We start from the raw sequence: 24,166 nt of genomic DNA, 5'->3' as shown, positions 1-24,166 counted from the left end.
TGTTTTTTACGAGTTGCCGTTGCGGTGGTTCTTGCCGGGCACAAAAACGGTTCTTTTTATGGGCCGTTTTTTGTTTTTTATGAGTTGCCGTTGCGGTGGTTTTTTGGTCGCGTGTTTGGCCGTCTGATGAGTAGGGCAGTGATGATGCAAGTGGATGTGGTGGTGATCGGGGCCGGTGCGGCCGGTTTGATGTGTGCCCAGCAGGCGGGTTATCGCGGGCGCTCCGTGCTGGTGCTCGACAACGCCAAGAAGCCGGGTCGCAAGATCCTCATCAGCGGTGGTGGTCGTTGCAACTTCACCAACCATCAGGCCGGGCCCCACGCCTTCCTCTCGGGCAATCCCCATTTCTGCAAATCTGCGCTGGCACGTTACACCCAGCAGGACTTCATCGATCTGGTGGACAGGCACGGGGTCAACTACCACGAGAAGACCCTGGGCCAGCTGTTCTGTGACGAGAGTGCCAAGGAGATAGTCGATGTGCTGCTTACCGAGTGCGACTGGGCTGGCGTCACCCTGCAGTTCCAGACCGAGATCCTGTCGGTCACCAGGACCGAGGCCGGTTTTGTGCTCGGTACCAGCAAGGGGGAGGTGAGCTGCCACTCTCTGGTGGTAGCCACTGGCGGCCTCTCCATGCCCAAGCTGGGCGCGACTCCCTATGGTTTCAAGCTGGCGGAGCAGTTTGGCCTCAATGTGCTGCCGACCCGCGCCGGTCTGGTGCCGTTTACCCTGCATCAAGCCGAGAAAGAGGCCTTTACCGATCTGGCGGGTATCAGCCTGCCGGTGGCGGTGACCGCCGAAGATGGCACCTGCTTCAAAGAGGCCATGCTGTTTACCCATCGCGGTCTCTCCGGCCCCGTCATACTGCAGATCTCCTCCTTCTGGCTGGCGGGGGAGAAGATCCATATCAACTTGCTGCCCGAGCTGGATATTCCTATGGCCCTCAAGGCATGGGCGCAGGCTCATCCTGCCCAGGAGTTGAAAACCGTGCTGGGTCGCGAGCTGCCCAAGCGTTTCGTCGACAAGCTGGTGGAGCTGGGTCAGCTCAATAGCAAACCGATGCGCCAGTACAACGAGCGAGAGCTGGAGGCCATCGCCACCCTGCTGGGGGATTGGCAGATACTGCCGAACGGCACCGAAGGCTATCGCACCGCCGAGGTGACCCTGGGCGGCGTGGATACCAACGAGCTCTCCTCCAAGACCATGGAGGTGCGCAAGGTGCCCGGTCTCTACTTCATCGGCGAGGTGGTGGACGTGACCGGCTGGCTCGGGGGCTATAACTTCCAGTGGGCCTGGTCTTCCGGCTGGGTGGCTGGCCAGTACTGCTGATCTGCGACGGCCCTGTTCCCGGCGGCAGGAAAATTGGTATAGAGTGGCAGTTCACTATTTTATCCGGCGGGGCTGCCTGCCTGTTCTTGTTTGCTGGCGAGGTGGAAGATGTTTGAGAGCCTGGGTGTCGTCAATGTCTGGACCTATCTGGTCGGTCTCTTCTTCATCATCATAGCGCCGGGCCCCAACTCCCTTTATGTGCTGCGCACCGGCGCGAGCCGTGGCGTAGGTCCCGGTTATCGGGCGGCGCTCGGCGTCTTCGTCGGTGATGCCATCCTGATCTTCTGCGCCTACCTGGGGGTGGCCTCTCTCATCCGTACCACGCCCCTGCTGTTTACTCTGGTGCGCTACCTCGGCGCCATCTACCTGCTCTATCTGGGGGTGAAGATACTGCACGCCAATTTTATCGCCAAGCGGGAAGGGCAGGAGTCGGTGGTGGACCCGGGCGAGCGTTACTTCTCCAAGGCGCTGACCCTGAGCCTCACCAATCCCAAGGCGATCCTGTTTTACGTCTCCTTCTTCGTGCAGTTCATCGATTTCAACTATGCCCACATCTGGCTCTCCTATCTGGTGCTGGCCGGCATGCTGGAGGCCATGAGCTTCGTCTATCTGACCCTGCTGATCTTCGGCGGCACTCTGGTGGCTAGCTTCTTTCGCCGTAAACAGGGGCTTGCCCGGTTGGGCAATGGCCTTATCGGCCTCTTCTTCATGGGCTTCGCCGCGAGGCTGGCGACCCTGTCGTCCTGAGCTTTTTCGATAGCTCTACCTGATGATGCCGGGGACCCGCCGCGTAAGACCATTCTGAAACTGGCTGGTCCCCCTTGTTAGGGGGCTGACGACCTGATCCAATAGGGTTTTTTGGATCCCGTTTCACCCATGGTGCGCCAATCTCTACTGCTGCTGGTCATGTTGATCACGACTCCCTTTTCAGCGGCAACTGAAACCTTCTCGTTCCAGAGTTACCAGCAGGGCGTACTGCGCATGACATTGATAAGTCCGAGTCTGGATGGGGAATTGCTGCTGCGCCGTGGTGAACAGTTTGAGCCTCTGAACAACATAGTACTGGAACGGCTTTTCACTTTGCGGGTGGCGCTACCCTGCCAATGGCTGACAGACGACAGTATTCTCTATTGGTCTTTACCGGGGCGACCGCTGCTCAGTGCAACCATTCCTGCCCAGTCCTGCGTCACTGCACCTTCGGCACCACCACCACTCCCCCCTGTCCTGATATATGAAAAGCAGGGTAAATGTCTGATCGATACAGGTGGGAATACCCTGTGGCGAGTGGCAACCGAGCTTGCCAAACGCAATCGAGTCAGTATCTACCAGAACGTTTACGCCATTTTTGTTACCAATAAACGGGCTTTTGCCGGCGAGGATATCCACCGCTTGCGCAGTCGCAGACTCTATTGCCCCGATCCCGCACTTGTTGCCCATATAGAGCCAGAGCATGCCAGCCGGATGTTCAAAGAGACGGTCAGGTAGGTACGGGAGAAGGTGTTCTCTTGACCGCAGTTCTTTAGTCGAGAGCAAGGGTTAATCTGGCCAGCAGTCCTTGCCAACTGCGATGAAGCGTGACTGATAGACGATCAGCTTCTGGTTGCCAGACTGGCTGATCTTGGTGTTGCGATAGGTCTCGCCGGGCAGCAGGTATTTGTTGTCTGCCACGCTGTCGGGCTGATCACAGCCCTGTTTCACCATGAATTCAAAGAAGCTGTTGCCGGTATTGGTGATGCTGCCCGCCGCCTGATCGAGCCGGTATTCGAACCGCTCCTGCCGGGGACGCGCCACCAGAATGGATTGCAGCTCTATCTTAATGTCCAGCTTGCTTTTACGGCTCTTATCTTCATGGCCACCGGCTTGGGCTGCTGGCGACTCGATGAAGGTCACCCGGTAGTAACGCTCCTGATCGTCGGCAACCCCCTTATAGTAGAATTTGACGTTTTGCTGCTGTTTTGAATGCAGTACGAAGCGCTTGGGCGCATAAAGCAGCTCTCCCGGAGGCATAGCCAGCAGTTGCCCACTGGCCGTAGGGTTGCTGATCTTGGCCGCGCGAACCTCATAGATTTTGGGCGTGGTGCCATTGTTGGTTACGGTACGAGCCATGAACTCGTCTGTGGATTCAAGCACGGCAGTCATGGGACCTATATCGATGGCACTCACTGGCAACGCCAGTAAACACGTCAGTGTCAGCAGAGCTCTATAACGCATCCTCAACTCCTCACCCTAACGCCAGATCCCATTGATGGTAATGGTACCGCTTTGCTGGACATTTCCTTCCCACATATCGCCAGTCGTGGTGTGCTGTGTCATGGGATCCGTGAGATCGAATTCGAGTGCCAGTGTACGGAAACGGGTAATTCCTTTGTCACCATTGGGATCAGTCCATTCCAGGGGCGGTTGGCTATCCTGAATTCCCAGTGAGCGGATATCGACAGGGGTGCTGTCACAACGGATCGGGTGTTTATAATTCTTCCCTTTCTGGGCTGAGTCGAACACCAACCGGGTTGGCACTGGTACGGCTTTTCCCGCTGTTATCTGATCGGTGGGGTAGAAGGTGCAGTGACCCTGGTAGGGACTACCGCTATCTTGTTTTACCGAGATATTCAGCGTATCGGCACTAGTTGGACCACTGTCCGAAATATTGTAGGGAAAGCGGAGAATATCCTTGCCAACTTCCCCCTCCCGGTAGGGATTCGTCACACCTTCGGAAGAGATAATTGACACGCTAAAGTCACGGGGCTTGATGACAATTTCAGTTGTGCCACTGAATTCGTAATAGCCGCTCTCCGGTGCATATCCGTTCTTCATGTTGAAGTTGATAAGATTGCGTGTCAGTTTATCCTGCAACCCCAGCCGTACGACCTGTTTGAAAAAATTGCTTGATAAAAATAGGTAGACGGAAGTGTGCCCCCGTAAATAGCTAACATTATAACGCCCCTCTTTATTTGCCCAGTTTGTGAGGTTAGAGCTCATCTGCAGGTCGGCGGCACCGATGGCGGCATTGAGAGCACTATCCTTGACGTGCGTGTACATATAGGGTTCTGAATAACTCTGGCTTCCATCATCATTGAAGTTGTAATCCAGGAAACGACACAAAATTCCGTCTCGTGTACCCAAACGATAGTTTTCACACCCTTGCGAACCGGGCAGGACATATGGACTACCATTGCTGTCTACGATCACTTCACTGATGGCATTGGTTTGTACGAAACGTAGATGCCCCGCCTTTTTGTGTTGCATCTTTCTTACGTACCAGTAGCCGCCGGTTTGGTCCTTGCAGCGAGCGCCTCTTGTTGCGTCATATTTTATGGTAGTGGCACACAGGTTCATCTCGCGGTTGAGGGTGGCACCAGTTGGCATGGTGCGCAGGTAATCAAAAAAGCTGGAACTGAGTTTGCCATGTCCCCAACCGGCAGATGCACCGATCAGTCCATAGAAACCCTGATCATCCACCACAGCTGGTTTATTGACGGCTTCTGCTGTTTCAGGGTCGCAGCGGGTATAGGTCATGATGCAGCGTTGGTTGAGATAGGGACGATGAATTGGGCCCGTTTCCCACATATCTACATTCCAGTTATTAATGTCTGTGTTATAGCCATTGTCCACATATGCCAAGCTCACTTGGCCATTGCCTTTGAGGGATGTCCAGGCATTGCTCCCCGTCAAGCGTGGGTCCAAGCCGTCAGTCGGAGCTACAAACAGGTTGTTGTCCTCCTGATTTTCGATAAACAGGAAGTTCTTCAGTGGTGCATCAGGCCAGACTGTTTTGGATACAGCCGATTCACTGGGTTGACTCCAGCCGATTCCCAATAGCAAAAGCATGAGTGCCGCTGTGTTAGTATTCATCACTGATATCCTCTTGCCATTGCATAGGTTTGCAGACCGCGGCAGATGACATCGCCCATCCAGACGGCGCCACTCTGCTGTGCCAGATCCAGTTCGGCTTCGCAGAATTCGTTGCCATGCTTGAAGCTCAGTACCGGATTGGCCTTGTCCACATCCAGCGAAAACTCACCGGCCTCATTGGTGACTGTGGTGCCGATATGGTTGTCGATCCTGGCATTGGCGATCACGCTGCCATCTTCGGCGCGTATGACGCCAAAGACGGTGACCATCTCCTTGACCGAGTGGGTGGCATCCAGTCTGGCCACGTTGCCGGGGAACAGTGTATAGCGCTGCTTGCCGGTGCTGATGTCATAGCTGTCTTTGGTGGTCTTGCTGTTGAGCAGCTCCACTTCGTACTCCTGAAAGGGAGATAGGGCGACAAAGGTCTTGCTGCCTTCTAGCGAGTGCTCCTGGCCATTGATTCTGGCGAGCATCTTGCCCTCCTTGCCCATGCCGGTGTCGATCAGCAAGCCTGAACCGGATCGGTTCTGGCTGGAGACCAGGACCTCATCCCCTGTGGTGATAATCGAGCCGCGGGCCATCAGGTTGCCATTTACATCGCCACCCGAGCTGCGACCCAGGGTCAGGGTGCCACCCGTCATGCTGTTTTCAAAACCCAGGGTACCGGAGAGGGATGGGTTACTGTTTTCCATGCCGTTGATGACTTTCGCACTGTTGAAGGACGCCGTATTGATGAAGCCCTCCATGCGTTTCTGATAACTGAGGTTGGCTGTGGTGTGGCCCTGTTCATTGCTGCTCATGCCCAGATTGAACAGGTTGTCGAACGGGATCGAATAGTCCAGCGTTATGCTCTTGTTGTTGAACCCGCTCAGGGTCGCGCTGTTGCTCTGCAGGCTGGTACGCAACCCCAGCTGACCATAACGACCGGTGTAGAGGCTCTGATAATAGTCTATATAACTGCGGTCGCTCTCCTGCTCACGGTCATGTGTGGTGTTGAACGAGAGACTCCCGAGCTTGTCATTCCAGCCCCCCAGGTTGATGCTGATGCCGGCGGTATAGAGTTCCATGGTGGCTGTGGTCAGCTTGCTGCCTGTGTCGAGTTTTTCCTGACTGAGCCAGAGCGAGACGTTGTCATGGACCTGTGCCGTCACGCTGGACGAGATCCGCCAGGAGGCATCAGAGGCCAACATGCCCTGCAGCTGGGTGCTGACCCTGTCGGTCAGCTGCCAGCTGGCCTGGCTCTCGCTGACCAGGGCATCCTTGAAGCCATAGCCGGTCAGGGTCAGGTTGGTGGTCTCGAAGGTACGTGCCAGCGACAACCCCAGCAGGGGTGAGCGGGAACCATCCTGGCTCGTTTCCATCATGCCACCCCAGGATTGCCAACCCCACTCCTGATCGAAGCCCAGGCTGTTGCCGAGCTTGGTGACACGCTGGTTGCTAGATTCCGTTAGACGGCCATCGATATGGATCTCGACCGTGACGCTGTAGGAGCCGTGGGGGAAGCGGCTGGTATCGATGCGATGGTTGCCTATCGAGAAGTTCTGCAGGCTGATCAGTTTGCCATCCCGATAGACCCGAACCTCACCCGCAGAGGGCATGAAGACCTGGATCGGGGTGGTGGATTCGCTCTCATTGACGGTACGTGAGAGGGCCTGATTGCCGTAAGAAAGCCCGTAGATCCTGCCTGTATTCAGGGCGGACACCCCTCCTAGCGTCTGGAGATCCCAGGTTGATACCATGCCGGCCGCAAAGCGGCGATCCTCGATATCCCGCTCATACATGGCGCGATAAATGGCGCCGTTCTGGTTCGTTTCCCCCAGATTGTAGAGAGAACCATCAAGGTCCAGATGGTGTTCACTGTACCCCACCAGAGTGTTCAGCTGGGCGAAGTTGGTACTGGTGCTGTTTGCCTGGCGACTATTGGCAAAGGAGTATCCCAGGTTGTAGCGATTGACGCTGGTCAGTGCTTCAACGGAGGGAGTCAGGCTAGCTTTTGTGGTGTTGGCTTTCTTCTCGCCAAAGGCAGCCTTGGTGACCTTTATGGTCAGCAGCATGGCGATCAGATCCAGCTGCATGGTGGCGCTGTCGTTGATGACCAGCCGCCCGTCGCTGGAGAAGGTGCGCAGCTGATTCTGTTGCAACAGATCCACCAGCTCCTTGCGCAGGGCCACATCGCTATGGCCCTGATTGAAGTCCAGATTGAGCAGGTGCAGTGTGCCATCCCGCAGGATCAGCGTGGCGTTGCCGATGGATTCTTCGGTGGTGGTGTCGAGCGCCAGTGCCTGATCCTGATATTGCAGCCTGACTGGTACGGCAATGCCTTCTGCCAGTGCGCTGGCAAAGCTGGCAGGAATGATGACATTGGCGATTTTGAGTGGTGCCGAGGCGTTGGCCGAGGCTGACATCATGATCAGCAGTGCGGCTGGCAACAGGCAGGCTTTTTTCAACATATCACGCACCATGGTTCCAAATTTCGGCAAAACAACACCGCCACTCGACAAGGTGGTAGAGGCAGTAAGAGAACAGCAGCGTTATTTGACGACGACGAATTCCTGACCCAGCCAGAGACCGATGTGACTCTTGTCATGCTGGATATTGACCTTTTTAAAGTGGCGTTTTTTGCCCGGCAGGTCGTAATAGGTTTCTTTGCATTGCTCCTGGCTTTGTTTCAGGCAAGTGCCATAAGCAATGGTTCTGTATGAGGCATTTCCTTTATTGGTCAGGATGCCATCTTGCAGGGTGTAATCGAATTGCTGCTTGCGGGGGGTAACCACCAGGATGGTGCCTATCTGGGCAGAGGTGGTGGCGACTGCCTGACGGCGCTCATTGCGCTGATCGTCCATCGACAAGGCGGTGTCCAGCCAGCGAATGCGGTAGTAACGCTCCTTGCCATCCTGTGGACCCTTGTAAAAGAAGCGCACGTTGTTCTTGGCATTGGCGGGGAGCATCAGCCGGCTCGGCGACAGCATGAGTTCACCGTCTACCTCCATCGGCATCTCCTGTCCGCCCTCTTCAGGTGAGGAAATGCGAGACACAGATATGGTGATCAGCCTTGCCTGATCGCTTTCGTTCGCGATCTCCTTGGAAACGTCCTGGCTGCCAGCATCAATAAAAGTGGTAACCGAGCCGACGTTGATTGCCTGGCTGATTCCGGGAATAAACAGCATCCATGCCACTAGTATTTTCAGGTTCATGCGACCTCCAATGACTATAAGGGGCCCACTCGGGCCCCTGATTACCTGTGCCGAAGCAATTAGGACCAGTTGGCAACGAACTCGACGTTGACTTCACCGCTCCACAGACCGTCTGGCAGGGTATCAAAGGCTGCATCTGCACCTGCGCTGGTTGCACTCTCGATGATGAAGGTGAAGGCACCTTGTGCAGTCACATCTCCGGTGTAGCCTTGGGCGATGGGGGAGAGGTTGCCGCCGTTAATGCCGGCTGCCGTATCGATCAGAGTCGAGTAGGCAGTGGTGGTGACAGGTACACCGGCCCACAGCACGCCGACATCGACTGTGGAGTCGCCACCCAGGTGATTCAGGGTGCCATTCAGCTTCTTGGCCTTCAGGGTAAAGTCGGTCGCACTGGCATCACCCTTGATGGCGACGTCGAACAGGCCATCGACGGTATTGAAACCCTGGATCCCTTCGGCGTATTGGAAGGAGAGGCTGGTGAGCGGGGTGACAACCAGTTCAGAGGTGGTATCTTTTTTCGCTGTGGCTTTCCAAGTCGCCACGGCTGAGGCTTCTACGGCAGCATAAGAGGAGGCAGTAAAGCCGAGGCCAACAACGGTCAGTGCAAGCAGAGTCTTTTTCATATTAATGTATTCCATATGTATTTTAATGAAAGCGGCTTTAGACCACTTGTTTTATTACCTACACCGAGGTGTATTCGTTTATCCCGCCCTCGAATCACCTTTCGTCAAGGGGGGAGGCAGAACACCGGAACGAAATGCCCATCTGGCCTGCCTATCTTTTCGCCAACAAAGATAACTGCTTGACCTGTTTGAATCGATTTAATCATGCGTAGGAAAAATCCTAAAAGGTGCTTGTTACGTACAACTCCGGGTAGATAAAAATTTAAATACTATCCGCATCAATTTTTTAATTTAAATATTTGTTTTTTAGGTGTTTTACTGCTTACCTTGTCAAGGTGTTGACACCGAGTTTGGGTGAGCTTGAGTAAGCGGCAGAATGGGTGGCCAGGTCGAAAAGAGGATTTATTAACTTGTTGATAGTTATGTAAAATATTAATTTTTACATAATCAGCAAGGGACTTTGCTGTTAATGATTTTTTAATTGATTAACGTATTATTAATGTAAGGCTATCGTATGGTGATGTTGTGACATTATAGTTATCATACGCCAAATAAAATTATTCAATGATAGGTTGCATATGGCAAAAATATTAATAGTTGATGATCACCCTGCGATACGAATGGCAGTTAATATTTTGCTAGAACAGGATGGTCATCATATTGTTGCTGAGGTAGATAATGGTGTCGATGCCATCGTTGCTGCTAAAAAGCATCAACCTGATATTATTGTTCTGGATATTGGCATCCCAAAGCTGGATGGCATAGAGGTGATAAAAAGAATAAAGACCTTGAATATGGGGATCAAGGTTGTAATTCTTTCTGCACAGGCGACTCATCATGTCATGGTACGTTGCCTGCAGGCCGACGCTGATGGATTTATGTCTAAACTTGATGATCTTTCACTATTAAAAAGCATGCTTTCACAGATAGAAAATGGTCAGGTTTGTTTTCCTAGAGATGTTATTACTGGTGCCAGAGATGCTTATATCCTTGATAAGGAGGGGCTGCTGTCTTCCCTCTCAAATCGTGAGATGAGTGTACTCATGCATATATGCCAAGGCCATACAAATAAGAAAATTGCGGAACACATGCTACTGAGTGAGAAGACGGTAAGTACTTACAAAACTCGTTTGATGCAGAAGCTCAATGTAACCAACATGATCGATCTGATCAGCCTCGCCAAGCGGCAAGAATTGATGTGAGCAAAATGAAACTACTCCCGGTATTGCTCGTCTGCCTCTGCTCATTCTTCACTTCTGCTCATGAGCTGGGAGATGATTTATTACATGTCTATGCACGGAACGACAGTGAGTCTCTCGGGCAACAGACACTTCCCTTGCATGCCGATGACTGGTTGTGGTTACGTAATCGTGACCAGTTGATTCTTGGGGTTCCAAAGCCAGATGATCCCCCTCTGGATATAACCTTGCGCTCTGATGCCTATGAAGGTGTTACTGCTGACATGATTGGTATGCTGAGCCATCTACTTAATATCGATATAGTAGTGAAAACTCTTCCATCACGGGCAGAAGCCATTGATGCGCTAAAGCGGGGAGAAATAGATCTCTTAAGCTCATCAAACTCCTATGAGGAGGAGCAGCAACTATTATTAACCAATAGATATATCGCCGATGATCCTGCTATATATAAAAGCATTCATGTTCCAGAGAAGGATGTAAAAACGGTAGCTGTTCCGAGTTATTACTTGCCCGCTATTGCAGTGAAACGCTATCTGCCAAATGTTAAAATAAAAACATATCCTTCTCGATACAGTGCAATATCAGCCGTATCATATGGCCAAGTTGATGCCGTCATGGTGGATATGATTTCCGGGAACTTTATCGTCAATAAATTTTACCAAGACAGCATTCAATTACTAAGGCCATTGTATGTGGATACTCATGGTTTTTCATTCGCGCTGGAGAAACAGAATCGGCGTCTCAAGAAAATCATTGATGTTGCTCTACATAGGATATTGGATGGCAAGCGTGACGAAATTGCCAAGCGCTGGAGCGGGGGAGGACTCTCTATCGATGCCAAGAGGATCGGGCTGACCAGTAGTCAGTGGGTATGGCTGGGGCAGAAGAGGACAATCCGGATCGCTGTTAACAGCGGCGTACCACCGCTGAGTTTTCTTGATGTCAATGGTACCTTGCATGGTGTGGTTGCTGATCTCATTCAGGTTCTGAGAGCAAAACTAGACGTCGAAATAGAAGCTGTACCGGTCAAGACGGCCAAACACATGTTACAGCTACTGGATGATGGGAACGTGGATGCAGCGGTAATGAGTCCATCTGCAGAACGTAAGCAGCGCTATCTATTCAGCAGGGCTTTTGCGCTTGATCCTCTGTCTTATGTTGTTGGCGTGAAGCATGAGGTGACAGAGCCTGAGAGTCTAATCAAGTTTGGGACTGTGGCCATCGTCAAAGGTTTTATCGCTACACAAGCCATAGACAAGGCATATGGCAAAATGACAACTCACTCCTTTGATCGCATCGAAGATGCGTTGCGCTGTGTCGCAACGGAGGTATGCGATGTAGCCGTATTACCTCTACGGGTTGCCAAGTATTACATCAATAGCAAGTTTCCCGATAGCTTGCTTGTTACAGGCGAATTGTTTGAGTCAGTTCCTATTGGTGCTTCATTTGTTGTTTCTTATGAAAACCAAATGCTGCGCAATATTCTCGACAAGGTGGTGGCAACCATACCCCCAGATGAGTTGGAAGGGCTCTCCAACCGCTGGCGTGTCAGTCCTCAGAAAGAGGCCATCACTTGGCAGGAGTTTGTTCGGGAGTTTGGGATCTTCATCTCGCTGATCCTGTTGCTGACTATCTGGGTCAGCTTGTGGGGCCTATCCCTGCGCAAACAGATGCGTGAACGCCGACTCGCGGAGGAGGCGTTGAATGCTCAACTCAAGTTTATTGAAGACCTGGTGGATGGTACACCTCATCCTATTTATGCCAGGGATCAGTCTGGGCAACTGATCCTTTGCAATAGCAGTTATGCGAGTTTCTTTGGTGAACCAAAAGCCAATCTGTTGGGGGGCAACTTGGATTCGGATCGTGAACGATGGCCTTTTCTTGCTCCCTTGTTTACCGATCTTGTTGTTGCTTGCGAAGAGCGGAGGGTGCAAGAGGGTGATCATCGTCTGGTTATGGCAAGAGGGGGGGTGGATGTCTATCACTGGGTTCAGCCTTATTACGATCGGGATGGCAAGGTACAGGGTGGAATTGGCGGCTGGATCGATGTAAGCGAGCGTTTGCGTCTACTTGACGATCTGGCCGTGGCAAGCCAGGAGGCGCAAGAGGCCAATCGTGCCAAGTCGACATTTTTGGCCACCATGAGCCATGAAATTCGTACCCCCATGAATGCCATCATCGGCTTGCTGGAACTGACCCTGAGGCGAGATCGTCTACATGAGGAGGATAAGGCCTCGCTCTCTATCGCACATGGTTCGGCAGCAGATCTGCTATCCCTGATCGGCGACATTCTCGACATCTCCAAAATAGAGTCGGGTCGGCTCGAGCTGGTACCAGAACCTCATGATATTGTGGCCTTGACCGAATCGGTTGTTACCGTCTTCAATGCCTTGGCCAGACAGAAGAACCTGCAACTGGAGCTGGTTGTGGGTGCGTCACACTGGGTTCAGATAGATGGACTCTGCTACAAGCAGGTTGTCTCCAATTTGATCAGCAATGCCATCAAGTACACGGACAAAGGATCGGTTCGGGTGGAATTATTGTCACGGATTAGTGACGGTTGGTGCACCTTGCAACTGGCTGTCAGAGATACCGGGATAGGAATAGATCCGATGGAGCAAGAAAAGTTGTTCCATCCCTTCTATCAGGCCAGTCAGCCCAAACATATCGAGCAGTCAGGTACTGGTCTGGGGCTGATGATCAGCCGTTCTCTCTGTGAATTGATGGGTGGGTCACTGTTGCTTGAGAGCGAGCCGGGTCGTGGTACTCGTGTCTTGATAGAAATGAAACTCCCTCTGACAGATGCTGTGGAGCTAGTTCCGTCAGCTGAACTTGGCAACACAACAAGAAGCGATCGGCGGTTGCAGGTAATGGTTGTGGATGATCACCCCACCAATCGGTTGCTGATCAGCCAGCAACTGGCCTATTTGGGGCATGAAGCCCAAGCGGTCGAGTCAGGTGATCAGGCATTGAGACTTTCTGCTGAATATCCGTTTGATGTCATCATCACCGACTTCAACATGCCAGGTATGAACGGGTTTGAGTTGACTCGTCAGTATCGGGCGCGGGAACACCACAATGGGATACGGCGTTGTGTGATTCTAGGTTTGACGGCTGATGCTCGTCAGGAGCAGGTGAGTGAGGGCTATCTTGCTGGTATGGATGACTGCTTGTTCAAACCAGTTGGGTTGGAAGAACTCGGTCATTGCTTACATAGATACATGCAGCGTGAAGAGCAAGCAGACATTGCAACTTGCATGCAGGAAATCAAACATTGTCTCGGGCCTCTGACTGGCAATCAACCTGCATTGATAATGCCTCTACTGACAGCATTTATCAGTGCCAGCGATGACGATCTCCTGGGATTAGAACAAGCCGCTGATGTGCAAGATGTGCCACAGTTTCTGGATTATGTTCATCGCTTGAAAGGTGGCGCCAGAATCATGGGGGCCTCACAACTGGTTAAGGCCTGCGGCGAGGCTGAGTCCGATGAGCTGGATTCATTGGCTTTACCCTTGGCGTTGGAACGTTTGCAACGAAGCTATGAGGTGGTCAGGTTGGCAATTGTGCAGCTTCAGGAGGCTGAGTAAGGATAAAGGCATGACAAGCATGCCTTTACAATTTTCAGCCATGCCAATACACCATCAATTCATAGGCGGCCTCACCGATCTGGTTTGGCCGGACTGAGGCAGCCTCATAGCCAAGATAGTAGTGTGTGGCTTGTTCCAGTATCAGCGGGTGATTGGCTGGCAACAGCTGCCCATTGATTGTCAGCTGTATATCAGTGCCGGCCTCTTGTGGCAGGCGGCCATATAGCTTGCGGGCTTGCAGCTGATAGGTGGTATTGAAATCCGGGCTGCTGATATTGGCAGCCAGGGTATGGGTGGGATGCCGCGCCTGATTTGAATTGACGGGTTGAAGGCCTGGATGGGTGAGCGCTATTTCCATCCTGGTATCTTTACTGGCAATGGCCGGCAAGTTGAGCTGACGGGTTTGGGTATCGGCCTGTGCGGCTGAACCACAGCACCCAAGCAGTAACGCCACCAGAATTCCTTTCTGAGACATATGATCCTCTCCTGGATATAGAAGTTACTCCCGTTGGCAGGAGTGCTTGTTTATCGGCCCTCCAACCGAGAAGCTTAGTATGGATCCAGTTATTCGAAATGAGCTGACACTGGATACGGGGTATGATCCCGCGCCTTGGTGCATATCTTCTTCATTGATACGGGATCCCTGTTTTGCTCGAAAATCAGATGATGTTGTTGGCGGTGTTTGAACGGGCGGCGCTGATGCTGATGACCCTGTTCTTTCTGACCCGTACAAGGCCGTTCCAGCGGTTGTTCCAGAAGCGTGATCACACCCCGGCCGAGCTGGTGCTGGTCGCCTCCATCTTCGGCCTGTTCGCCGTGTTCAGTACCTATACCGGCATTCCGGTGGAGGGGGCGCTGATCAACGTGCGGATCATCGCCATCATCTCGGGCGGCATACTGTTCGGCCCCTGGGTCGGCATCCCGGCCGGGGTTATCTCGGGCCTGCACCGCTACCTCATCGACATGGATGGCCACACCTCGATCCCCTGTCTCATCGCCAGCATCATCGCCGGTCTGCTCGCCACCTGGTTGCACCTGCGCTGCCGCAAGTCGCGACTCTGGCTCTACGGCATACTGGCGGGCATGTTGTGCGAGGGGCTGACCATGTTGCTGATCTGGCTGTTGACCGAACCCCATGAGGTGGGGGTGGAGATCGTCAGCCACATCGCCTATCCGATGATCGCCGGGGCGCTCTGTATCGGCCTCATCATCAAGCTGGTGCAGGATCTGGATGACGAGAAGGAGCTGATTGCCGCCAAGCAGGCCAAGCTGGCGCTGGATATCGCCAACAAGACGTTGCCCTTCTTCCAGAAGGTCGATCGCCATTCCCTCGGCCAGGTGTGCGGCGTCATCTGCAACGAGATCCATGCCGATGCGGTAGCCATCACAGATACCCGCGACGTGCTGGCCTACGTGGGGGTGGGCAAGGATTACTACGAGCTGGACGAGCACCACGCCATCAGCGACATGACCCAGCGGGCCGTGTTGCTGGACCAGATCATCATCAACAACGATCTGCGCCAGTATCACCTCTCCGATTTTCACTCTGTCATCATCATTCCGCTGCGGGAAAACGGCGCCGTCAGCGGCACCCTCAAGATCTACTATCGCCGCACCCACAGCATTACCAGCTCGCTGCGAGAGATGGCGGTGGGCCTCTCCCAGCTCATCTCCACCCAGATGGAGGTATCGCGCATCGAGCAGTTGAAAGAGATGACCCGTAAGGCGGAGTTCACTGCATTGCAGAGCAAGATCAACCCGCACTTCCTGTTCAATGCCCTCAACGCCATCTCATCCTTGATCCGCATTCGTCCCCAGCAGGCGCGCCAGCTCATTGCCAATCTGGCGGACTATCTGCGCTACAACCTCAACAAGGGGGACGAGCTCATCGACATTCAGGAGGAGCTGCAGCAGGTGCGCGATTACATCGCCATAGAGCAGGCCCGCTTCGGCGACAAACTGGAGGTGGTGTTCGAGGTGGATGACGTCCACATCCAGGTGCCGAGCCTGCTGTTGCAGCCGCTGGTGGAAAACGCCATTCTGCACGGCATCCAGCCCCGCAGCGCCCCGGGCCGGGTCACCATCGAGGTGAAACAGCTGGCGGGGGGGATTCGGGTGGCTGTGCGCGATACCGGCTACGGCATCAGTCAGGCGGTGATCGACGGCGTGGCCGCCGGTCGGGTGGAGAGCCGCAGCATAGGCCTGATGAACGTTCATCAGCGGGTCAAGCTGTTGTACGGTGACGGCCTGCAGCTAAGGCGGCTGGAACCGGGTACTGAAGTCTGTTTCTATCTGCCGGATCAGGAGGCGATGCCATGTTGAAAGCCATTATTGTCGAAGATGAATATCTGGCCCGGGAGGAGTTGGCCTATCTGGTGGGCCAGCATAGCCAGATCGAGATAGTGGCGAGTTTCGAGGACGGACTGGAGGCGTTCAAATACTTGCAGGATCACGAGGTGGACGTGGTGTTTCTGGATATCCAGATCCCCTCCATCGATGGCCTGCTGCTGGCCAAGAACCTGCACAAGTCGAGCCATCCGCCCCACATCGTCTTCGTCACCGCCTACAAGGAGTTTGCGGTGGAAGCGTTCGAGCTGGAGGCGTTCGACTATATCCTCAAGCCCTACAACGAGCCGCGCATCATCAATCTGCTGCAAAAGCTCGAGCTGGCGGGCAAGTCTCAGCCGATGCAGGGTGTCGAGGGGAGCAGCCCGCAGAATCGCACCGTCAATCTGGTGAAGGGGGAGCGCATCATAGTCACCCCCTGCGAGCAGATTTACTACGCGGAAGCGGACGAGAAGCTGACCTATGTTTACACCCGCACCGATCGCTACGTGATGACCATGACCATCAGCGAGTTTGTCAGCCGGCTGCCGGCGGAGGGCTTCTTCCGTTGCCACAGATCCTATTGCGTCAACATCAACAAGATCCGCGAGATAGTGCCCTGGTTCAACAGCACCTATCTCATCCGGCTCCATGACCTGCCGTTCGAGGTGCCGGTCAGTCGCAGCAACATCAAGGCGTTTCGTCAGCTGATGCGGCTCTGATTGTCATTCATTCCTGCCGATCTGCATTTCATGCCTTAATCGGCTGGCACGAGTTGCGTCTTGCCTATAGTGGCCTCAATTTCCTTAAGGCCATCGACCGAGACGCATCATGACCAAAGAGATGAACCGCACCCGGTACCTCACCCTGATCGGTACCATCATTACCCAGTTTGCGCTGGGTTCCGTCTACACCTGGAGCCTGTTCAACGCCCAGCTCTCCGACAAGCTGGACGAGCCGGTCAGCCAGGTGGCGTTTGCCTTCGGTCTGCTCAGCCTGTCGCTGGCGGTCGCCTCTTCCATGGCGGGCAAGCTGCAGGAGCGGTTCGGGGTGCGCAATGTCACCCTGGGCGCCGGCGTGCTGCTCGGCATCGGCTTCTTCCTCACCGCCCACGCCAGCAATCTGGCCATGCTCTACCTCTGCGCCGGTATTCTGGTGGGGTTTGCCGACGGTACCGGCTACCTGATGACCCTCTCCAACTGCGTGAAGTGGTTCCCGGAGCGAAAGGGGCTCATCTCCGCCTGCTCCATCGGTGCCTATGGCCTGGGCAGCCTCGGCTTCAAGTACATCAACCTGCTGCTGCTCTCCAACAACGGCCTGGAAGCGACCTTCCAGCTGTGGGGATTGATCGCCATGTCCATGGTGCTGGTGGGTGGCATGCTGATGAAGGATGCACCCAAGCAGGCCGCTTCGGCGCAGCAGACCGAGAGCCGTGATTTCACCCTGGCCGAGGCGATGCGCAAACCGCAGTACTGGATGCTGGCGCTGATGTTCCTCACCGCCTGCATGAGCGGCCTCTACGTCATCGGCGTGGCCAAGGATATCGGCGAGAACATGGTGGGTCTGTCGACTGCGGTGGCTGCCAATGCGGTCGCGGTGATCGCCATGGCCAACCTGGGTGGTCGACTGGTGCTGGGCATTCTGTCTGACAAGATGTCCCGCATCCGGGTTATCACCATAGCCCAGCTGATCACCCTCGGTGGCATGGGATTGCTGCTGTTCGTGCCCCTCAATGCCAACCTCTTCTTCGTGGCGGTGGCCTGCGTGGCGTTCAGCTTCGGCGGCACCATCACAGTCTACCCCTCCCTGGTGAGCGACTTCTTCGGTCTCAACAACCTGACCAAGAACTATGGCGTCATCTATCTGGGCTTTGGTCTGGGCAGCATCATAGGCTCCATCGTGGCCTCCTTGTTCGGCGGCTTCATGGCGACCTTCAACCTGATCCTGGTGCTGATGGTGGTGGCCCTGGTGCTCTCCCTGACCATCCGCTTGCCGGCGCCTGTCGCGGTATCCGTCGACAGGGCCTGATCCCTCATTCCATTGTGATGACAGCATGAAAAAGAAGACCCGGGCTTGGCCCGGGTCTTTGCATTCAAGGGAGTGCAGCTCAGCGTGGGGGCAGCCCCAGCAGGCTGCGCACATGGCGGCTAGTATCTTCCACCGTGGGCCAGTCACGGCCTGTGATGGTGACATGACCCATCTTGCGGCCGGGGCGAGCCTCGCCCTTGCCATAGAGATGCAGGTGCACTCCGGGCAGGGCCAGCACCCCTGCCCAGTCTGGTGTGCCCCCGTGCCAGAGATCCCCGAGCAGATTGAGCAGGATGGCGGGCCGCACCTCGGCTTTCTCGGGCAAGGGGAGATCGCACAGGGCGCGCACCTGCAACTCGAACTGGCTGCACTCGGCATTGTCGAGGCTGGGGTGACCCGAGTTGTGGGGGCGGGGCGCCATCTCGTTGACCAACAGCCGCCCTTCCACCAGAAAAAACTCCACCGTCAGCACGCCGACGTAGTCGAGCACCGCGATCAGCCGCTCGGCGATATCTTTCGCCTCAGCCTCCAGCGCAGGGACATTGGCCGGGGAGCGGGTTTGATCGAGAATGCCGCCGCTGTGCCAGTTCTGCACCAGGGGCAGGGCGCTGATGGCGCCGCTCGGGCTGCGTGCCAGGGTGAGGGCAAACTCCCCCTCCAGCGGCAGTCGTTTCTCCAGCACGCAGGGCACGCCGCTGGCGGTCAGCGCGCTTGCCAGCTCATCCAGATTGCCGACCTGCCACTGGCCCTTGCCGTCGTATCCCTCGCGGGCGGTCTTGAGGATGGCGGGGAACAGCTCCGCATCCAGAGGGGGCAGTGGCTCATCCGGCAGCAGGGTCAGGTGGGGGGCCACAGGCACACAGGCACGGGTCAGAAAGGCTTTTTCCTCCCGTCGATCCTGACAGATGCGCACCGCGCTGGCGGCTGGCCGCACCGGTTTTTGTTTTTCCAGCAGGGCGAGAGTGGCGGCGGGCACGTTCTCGAATTCGCAGCTGATGGCGGCGCAGCGGCTGGCCAGATCGTGCAGAGCGGCCTGGTCGTCATAGGGAGCGACAATATGATGATCGGCGGCTGCTCCGGCGATGCTGGCGGGATCCGGATCCAGCACCACCACCTTGTAGCCGAGGCGGTGGGCGGCCATCACGAAGTAGCGGCCAAGCTGGCCGCCGCCGAGCATGCCCAGGGTGGCGGGTGGCAGTATCATGCCGGGTCCTCCAGTTGCAGAGCCAGCACCCGGTCACGCTCGTTGGCGCGGAAGTCGTCGAGCTGTTGCTGGTAGCGGGGGGCATCGCCATCTTGGGTGACCGACAGTAATGAGACCGCGAACAGGGCGGCGTTGGCGGCCCCCGCCTCGCCGATGGCGAAGGTGGCGACCGGCACCCCCTTGGGCATCTGCACTATGGAGAGCAGGGAGTCCATCCCCTTGAGGTGGCGCGAGGGGATGGGCACTCCCAGCACGGGCACAGTGGTCTTGGCGGCGACCATGCCCGGCAGATGGGCGGCGCCACCGGCCCCGGCGATGATGGCGCGCAGGCCGCGGTCGCGGGCGCTGGCGGCATACTCGAACAGCAGGTCCGGGGTGCGGTGGGCCGAGACCACCCGCGCTTCGTAGGGCACGCCGTGCTCCTTGAGGATGCGGGCGGCAGCCTGCAGCACGGGCCAGTCGGAGTCGGAGCCCATTACCAGGCCGATCAGGGGAGGGGTGTTCATTTTTTCTGATTCCTTGCTGTTAAACGTTTGCTTTCGGTAAACAAAAAGAGCCGGCAAGCCGGCTCAGAATTTTTCGGGTCGCACGATTTCGACCGGTTGCAGAAAGGCGATCATGGCGTAGTCGGGGTAGTAGCGACTCTGCAGGTGGGCGAGTAGTCGTTCCGCCTGCTCGCGGCTGCAAATCGCCTCCAGCCTGATGTTGCCGCTCTCGCTCCAGCTGGCATTGCGCTCGCCGTGATCGCCTCGTCCGCGTGCATCCGTGATGGTGTAGCCCCGCAGCCCTTCCCGGGTCAGGGTGCGCAGCAGGGTGGGTTCCAGATTTGCTTCCGTGATGACGGTCAGCAGGGTACGGGTCTCGGTCTGCATGATGGCTACTCCGTGAAGTGGCGGGCCCAGCTGTGGTAGAGCGGGATCCCCAGCATGATGTTGAAGGGGAAGGTGACGCCCAGCACGGCGCTGAGGGACAACCCCGGGTTGGCCTGGGGCACGGCGATGCGCAAGGTCGCTGGCACGGCAATATAGGAGGCGCTGGCCGCCAGGGTGGCCAGCAGGGTGAGTCCGCCAAGGGAGAGCCCCATCAGCTTGCCGACCGTCAACCCCAGTCCTGCCGAGGCGAGCGGCATCAGCAGGGCGAAGCCGAGCAGAAACAGGCCATGGCGGCGCAGATCCTGGCACTGGCGTGCCACTATCAAACCCATCTCAAGCAGGAACAGGGCGAGCGCTCCTTTGAACAGATCCACAAAAAGGGGTTTGAGGGGGGCTATGCCTTGCGGCCCGGCCAGATAGCCGATGGCCATGCCACCGAGCAGCAGGGTCACCCCCTTGCCGAGGAAAGTTTCATGCGCCAGCATGCGCCAGCGGGTCTGGCGGCTCACCCCGCGCGCCAGCATTATGCCCACCAGGATGGCCGGGATCTCCATCACAGCCAGGAAGATGGATAGCTGGGATTCGAAGCTGATGCCGCGCTCGGTGAGCCAGTTTACCCCGACTGCGAAGGTCGCCACGCTGACCGAGCCGTAGTGGGCTGCGGTGGCGGCGGCATCGATCCGGTTCATCTTGATGCGCAACAGGGCAAAGCCTGCCAGGGTTTGCACCACACCGAGCAGTATCACCAGGGCGAGTTGTGGCAGCAGTGGCAACAAGGATTGCTGGGCCAGGCCCACACCGCCTTTGAGGCCGATGGCCAGCAGCAGGAAGAGGGAGAGGGTGTCATAGAGTGCGGGGGGCAACTTGAGCTCGGATCGCACCAGACCGGCCAGCAGGCCAAACAGGAAAAAGAGTACAACAACATCCAGCATGAGGGGTCGCAGGAGGCAATTCACAGGGTGCTTGCATGCTAGAGTGCATGATGCTTCGATAAAATCAGATTTTGATTGATGATTGTTCGGCAAAAACTGATAGGAATCCGGATGCTCAACTACAAACAACTCTATTACTTCTGGCATGTGGCGCGCAGCGGCAGCGTGACACGGGCTGCCGAACAGCTTCATCTCACTCCGCAAACCATCAGTGGTCAGGTCGCGGAGCTGGAGCTGTCTCTCGGGGTGGCGCTGTTCAGCCGGGAGGGGAGGCGGCTCGTCTTGACGGCTGCGGGGCGCCAGGCACTTGAGCAGGCCGGCGCCATCTTTTCGCTGGGGGCAGAGCTGGAACACACACTGCGCCATGCCAGCCAGGAGCTGACCATGCAGGTGGGGATTGCCGACTCGGTGCCCCGCACTCTGGCGTTTGAGCTGCTGGCACCGGCCATGGCGCTGGCGACGCCGGTGCGGCTGATCTGCCATGAAGAGCGGGCCGAGCAGCTATTCAGCGAGCTGGCCAGACACAAGCTGGATATGGTGCTGATCGATCGCCCACTGCCACCAGATAGTGGCGTACGTGGCTACAACCATGAACTGGGACGCAGCCCGCTGGCACTGTTTGCGAGCCCGGCGCTGGCGGCTCGTGCCCGTTCGGGGTTTCCCGCCTCTTTGGAAGGGCTGCCGCTGCTTATCCCCGGCGAGAAGTCGGCGACCCATGATCGGCTGCTGGCCTGGTATCGCCAGCAGGGAATACATCCCCATCTGGTCGGCCAGTTTGACGACTCGACCCTGATGAAGTCGTTCGGCAAGGCGGGCATGGGGATCTTTCCCGCCCCCCTTGCGATGCGTGACGAGATTGAGCGCCTCTATGGTGTCGAGCGGATTGCCACCTTGCCCGAGGTCACGCTCTCCTATTATCTGGTCTCTGCTGGCCGTCACCTCTCCCATCCCGGTGTACAGGCGGTGATGGAGGGAGCCAGGCAGCGGCTGGTGGAGCTGGAAAAGCAGAAATAGAAATCTGGATGGCTATACATCCAATCTGGCTCTGCCTATAATCCCCTCCGCTTTGGCGCATCATGCTTAATAGGGAATCCGGTGAAAATCCGGAGCTGGCGCGCAGCGGTAAGGGGGAACGAAGCGACATCAGGGCACTGCCGTCAGGTGGGAAGCCGTCGCCGTAGGCCATCAGCCCCCCAGCCCGAAGACCTGCCAAAGTTCGTATTTCGGGCCGAGAGAAACCGGCCACGAAGTAGATGCTTACGCGAACTTAAGGATCTCTCATGTCCAAGAAATTATTGGTGGCTGCCCTGTTGCCAACGGCGGCCTTCGCCCAGACGACCATCCCCGTCAATCCTACCCTGGTGATCACCGCCAATCGGGTGGAACAACCCATCAGCTCGGTACTGGCACCCGTTGTGGTGATCGATCGCGCCGAGATCGAATCCCGTCAGGTGCAGAGCCTGCCAGCGCTGTTGAAGACGTTGCCGGGTGTTCAGATCACCACCCTAGGTGGGCGAGGGCACATGAGCAGCCTGTTCATCCGCGGTACCAACTCCAACCATTCGCTGGTGCTGATGAATGGACGCCCCATCGCCGCCATGGTGGCCGGCACACCAGACCTCAGCCAGATCCCGCTGGGCAATATCGAGCGCATCGAGTACATCCGTGGCCCGCGGGCTGCTGTCTATGGCGCAGATGCCATCGGTGGCGTCATCAACCTCATCACCAAAACTTCCGCCAAGAATGGCAGCGAGACCCATCTTAAGGGTGGTGTGGGCAGCAATGGTTACGGCCAGGGTCAGGTGCGTACCGTGCAGGCCCTGGGTCAGCAGACCGACATGAATATGATGATCGGCTACGAGCGTACCGATGGTTTCGATGTGGTGGCCAATGCCCAGCAGCCGGATCGGGATGGCTTCGACAGTCTGAACGGCCAGATCGGGCTGAACCATGCCTTCAATGATGCCTGGAGTGCGGACTTCAACGCCCAGGGTTATGACAACCAGACCGAGATGGATGATGCCTATCAGTCGGCTGACCAGAGCCGGGTACAGGCCTTCCAGTATGATGGCGGTCTCAAGTTCCAGAGCGAGACGCTGACCAGCCGGCTTGAGGCCAGCTATGGCGAGAACAAGCTGAAGAGCTGGCTGGAGAGCAAGGGGGAATCCAGCGCCCAGCCGATCCACACCGGCTTGACCCGTTTCTCCTGGATCAACAGCTGGAGCGGCGTTGAGGGGCTCAACCTGACCGGCGGCGCCGACTGGCAGCAGGAGCAGTTGAAATCCGACTCGCGCAGTTCTGGCCTGGCGTTCAATGCCCCCGATCGCGACAATACAGGGTTGTTTGCGGTGGGCAGCTACCGCTGGCAGGCCCTGCTGTGGGAGCTCTCTGGCCGTACCGATGACAATGAGCAGTATGGCCGTCACAACACCTGGTCTGCCGCCAGCGGGCTGGACATAGATGACAACCACAATGTACGGCTCAGTTATGGCACCGGCTTCAAGGCGCCGACCTTCCTCGACCTCTACTATCCCGGTTATGAGAATCCGGATCTGAAGCCGGAAGAGAGCAAGAACCTGGAGCTGGGCTTTGCGGGTCGTTATACCGGTTGGGACTGGTCGCTCAACCTCTATCGCAACAAGATCAAGAACCTGATTGCCTGTCAGAGTGCGTTCTCCACCTGCAAGCCGGACAACACGGATGCCGAGATCCGTGGCGTGGAAGTGGCGCTGGGTCTGGAAACCGGTCCGCTCCATCATGACCTGAGCTTCGATTACACCCGGGCCGAAGACAAGAACGATGGAGATCAGCAACTGCTGCGCCGCGCCAAGCAGAAAGCCAGCTGGCTTACCCAGGTGCAGCTGGGCCCGGTCGATCTCTCCACCGAGCTGCTCTATGTGGGCAAGCGGGATGACAAGAACTTCAGCAGCTTCCCTGCAGAGCGGGTGGAACTAAGTTCCTACACCCTGATCAATCTGGGGGCCAGCTATGGGGTGACGCCTCAGCTCACGCTGGGTGGCCGTA

At 56.2% G+C, this 24,166-nt stretch carries 20 protein-coding genes and 1 riboswitch (1 of these 21 only partly in view); of the genes, 10 read left to right on the top strand and 10 right to left on the bottom strand.

Translation table 11 applies throughout. The features are described from left to right. Window positions 1-141: 141 nt before the first annotated feature. From AC1P02_RS04650 to AC1P02_RS04640, 3 genes are all read left to right on the top strand, one after another. Window positions 142-1,326 (top strand): BaiN/RdsA family NAD(P)/FAD-dependent oxidoreductase, encoded by a 1,185-nt coding sequence (locus AC1P02_RS04650; RefSeq protein ID WP_429234323.1) that lies wholly within the window; start codon window positions 142-144, stop codon window positions 1,324-1,326. A 108-nt stretch (window positions 1,327-1,434) separates the two neighbouring features. Continuing rightward, on the top strand, window positions 1,435-2,073 hold the full coding sequence (gene leuE / locus AC1P02_RS04645) for a leucine efflux protein LeuE (RefSeq protein WP_485184291.1): 639 nt from the start codon (window positions 1,435-1,437) through the stop codon (window positions 2,071-2,073). Window positions 2,074-2,202: 129 nt separating this feature from the next. Further along, window positions 2,203-2,811 carry a FimV/HubP family polar landmark protein gene (locus tag AC1P02_RS04640; protein ID WP_485184290.1) on the top strand — a complete coding sequence of 203 codons (609 nt, stop codon included), beginning with the start codon at window positions 2,203-2,205 and terminating at the stop codon, window positions 2,809-2,811. Between the two features lie 51 nt (window positions 2,812-2,862). On the opposite strand, the gene AC1P02_RS04635 is transcribed toward AC1P02_RS04640, so the two are convergent. From AC1P02_RS04635 to ecpA, 5 genes are all read right to left on the bottom strand, one after another. Then, entirely contained in the window at window positions 2,863-3,537 is a 675-nt protein-coding gene (locus tag AC1P02_RS04635) for a fimbria/pilus periplasmic chaperone (RefSeq protein WP_485184288.1), read from the bottom strand. Window positions 3,538-3,552: 15 nt separating this feature from the next. After that, on the bottom strand, window positions 3,553-5,151 hold the full coding sequence (locus AC1P02_RS04630; protein ID WP_485185420.1) for a hypothetical protein: 1,599 nt from the start codon (window positions 5,149-5,151) through the stop codon (window positions 3,553-3,555). A gap of 23 nt (window positions 5,152-5,174) precedes the next feature. After that, window positions 5,175-7,625: a CS1-pili formation C-terminal domain-containing protein gene (locus AC1P02_RS04625; RefSeq protein WP_485184286.1), complete on the bottom strand. Its 2,451-nt coding sequence runs from the start codon at window positions 7,623-7,625 to the stop codon at window positions 5,175-5,177. Window positions 7,626-7,706: 81 nt separating this feature from the next. Continuing rightward, window positions 7,707-8,369 (bottom strand): EcpB family pilus assembly chaperone, encoded by a 663-nt coding sequence (locus tag AC1P02_RS04620; RefSeq protein ID WP_111588832.1) that lies wholly within the window; start codon window positions 8,367-8,369, stop codon window positions 7,707-7,709. Window positions 8,370-8,428: 59 nt separating this feature from the next. Beyond that, window positions 8,429-8,992 carry a common pilus major fimbrillin subunit EcpA gene (gene ecpA / locus AC1P02_RS04615; RefSeq protein WP_113721576.1) on the bottom strand — a complete coding sequence of 188 codons (564 nt, stop codon included), beginning with the start codon at window positions 8,990-8,992 and terminating at the stop codon, window positions 8,429-8,431. Between the two features lie 578 nt (window positions 8,993-9,570). Here ecpA and AC1P02_RS04610 point away from each other — a divergent pair. Both AC1P02_RS04610 and AC1P02_RS04605 read left to right on the top strand, forming a co-directional pair. Further along, window positions 9,571-10,194 carry a response regulator gene (locus AC1P02_RS04610; protein ID WP_485184283.1) on the top strand — a complete coding sequence of 208 codons (624 nt, stop codon included), beginning with the start codon at window positions 9,571-9,573 and terminating at the stop codon, window positions 10,192-10,194. A gap of 5 nt (window positions 10,195-10,199) precedes the next feature. Continuing rightward, window positions 10,200-13,781 carry an ATP-binding protein gene (locus tag AC1P02_RS04605; protein ID WP_485185419.1) on the top strand — a complete coding sequence of 1,194 codons (3,582 nt, stop codon included), beginning with the start codon at window positions 10,200-10,202 and terminating at the stop codon, window positions 13,779-13,781. 34 nt (window positions 13,782-13,815) lie between these two features. On the opposite strand, the gene AC1P02_RS04600 is transcribed toward AC1P02_RS04605, so the two are convergent. Further along, a complete protein-coding gene (locus AC1P02_RS04600; RefSeq protein WP_058395503.1) occupies window positions 13,816-14,256 on the bottom strand; it encodes a hypothetical protein in 441 nt (146 codons plus the stop codon). Between the two features lie 173 nt (window positions 14,257-14,429). Here AC1P02_RS04600 and AC1P02_RS04595 point away from each other — a divergent pair, with 173 nt between their 5' ends. The 3 genes from AC1P02_RS04595 (at window position 14,430) to AC1P02_RS04585 (ending at window position 18,134) form a co-directional block, all read left to right on the top strand. Further along, window positions 14,430-16,103 carry a sensor histidine kinase gene (locus tag AC1P02_RS04595; protein WP_005321693.1) on the top strand — a complete coding sequence of 558 codons (1,674 nt, stop codon included), beginning with the start codon at window positions 14,430-14,432 and terminating at the stop codon, window positions 16,101-16,103. Continuing rightward, window positions 16,097-16,828 carry a LytR/AlgR family response regulator transcription factor gene (locus tag AC1P02_RS04590; protein ID WP_265434214.1) on the top strand — a complete coding sequence of 244 codons (732 nt, stop codon included), beginning with the start codon at window positions 16,097-16,099 and terminating at the stop codon, window positions 16,826-16,828. The genes AC1P02_RS04595 and AC1P02_RS04590 overlap by 7 nt, the downstream gene beginning before the upstream one ends. 109 nt (window positions 16,829-16,937) lie before the next feature. Further along, the gene (locus AC1P02_RS04585; protein WP_005321675.1) at window positions 16,938-18,134 is read left to right on the top strand and encodes an L-lactate MFS transporter; all 1,197 of its coding nucleotides are present in this window, start codon (window positions 16,938-16,940) and stop codon (window positions 18,132-18,134) included. A gap of 79 nt (window positions 18,135-18,213) precedes the next feature. On the opposite strand, the gene AC1P02_RS04580 is transcribed toward AC1P02_RS04585, so the two are convergent. From AC1P02_RS04580 to AC1P02_RS04565, 4 genes are all read right to left on the bottom strand, one after another. Continuing rightward, on the bottom strand, window positions 18,214-19,338 hold the full coding sequence (locus tag AC1P02_RS04580) for a 5-(carboxyamino)imidazole ribonucleotide synthase (protein WP_485184279.1): 1,125 nt from the start codon (window positions 19,336-19,338) through the stop codon (window positions 18,214-18,216). Continuing rightward, the gene (gene purE / locus AC1P02_RS04575; RefSeq protein ID WP_485184277.1) at window positions 19,335-19,844 is read right to left on the bottom strand and encodes a 5-(carboxyamino)imidazole ribonucleotide mutase; all 510 of its coding nucleotides are present in this window, start codon (window positions 19,842-19,844) and stop codon (window positions 19,335-19,337) included. The genes AC1P02_RS04580 and purE overlap by 4 nt, the downstream gene beginning before the upstream one ends. Before the next feature lie 63 nt (window positions 19,845-19,907). Further along, window positions 19,908-20,210, bottom strand: coding sequence for a P-II family nitrogen regulator (locus AC1P02_RS04570; protein ID WP_005321666.1), 303 nt, complete (start codon window positions 20,208-20,210; stop codon window positions 19,908-19,910). A 5-nt stretch (window positions 20,211-20,215) separates the two neighbouring features. After that, on the bottom strand, window positions 20,216-21,142 hold the full coding sequence (locus AC1P02_RS04565; protein WP_005321662.1) for a sodium-dependent bicarbonate transport family permease: 927 nt from the start codon (window positions 21,140-21,142) through the stop codon (window positions 20,216-20,218). A 111-nt stretch (window positions 21,143-21,253) separates the two neighbouring features. Here AC1P02_RS04565 and AC1P02_RS04560 point away from each other — a divergent pair, with 111 nt between their 5' ends. Both AC1P02_RS04560 and AC1P02_RS04555 read left to right on the top strand, forming a co-directional pair. Next, on the top strand, window positions 21,254-22,156 hold the full coding sequence (locus AC1P02_RS04560; RefSeq protein ID WP_005321658.1) for a LysR family transcriptional regulator: 903 nt from the start codon (window positions 21,254-21,256) through the stop codon (window positions 22,154-22,156). A 36-nt stretch (window positions 22,157-22,192) separates the two neighbouring features. Further along, window positions 22,193-22,370, top strand: a riboswitch (cobalamin riboswitch). 52 nt (window positions 22,371-22,422) lie between these two features. After that, window positions 22,423-24,166, top strand: partial view of a TonB-dependent receptor domain-containing protein gene (locus AC1P02_RS04555; RefSeq protein ID WP_346206323.1) — the 5' portion only. 92 nt of this gene lie beyond the right edge of the window; 1,744 of the gene's 1,836 nt are visible here — the first part of the coding sequence; it begins with the start codon at window positions 22,423-22,425; the stop codon falls past the right edge of the window.

The organism is Aeromonas sp. TS_SC_11 (genome assembly GCF_057318915.1).
Note: the sequence above shows the minus strand (reverse complement) of the source record. Positions and strands in the feature narration are given on the sequence as shown.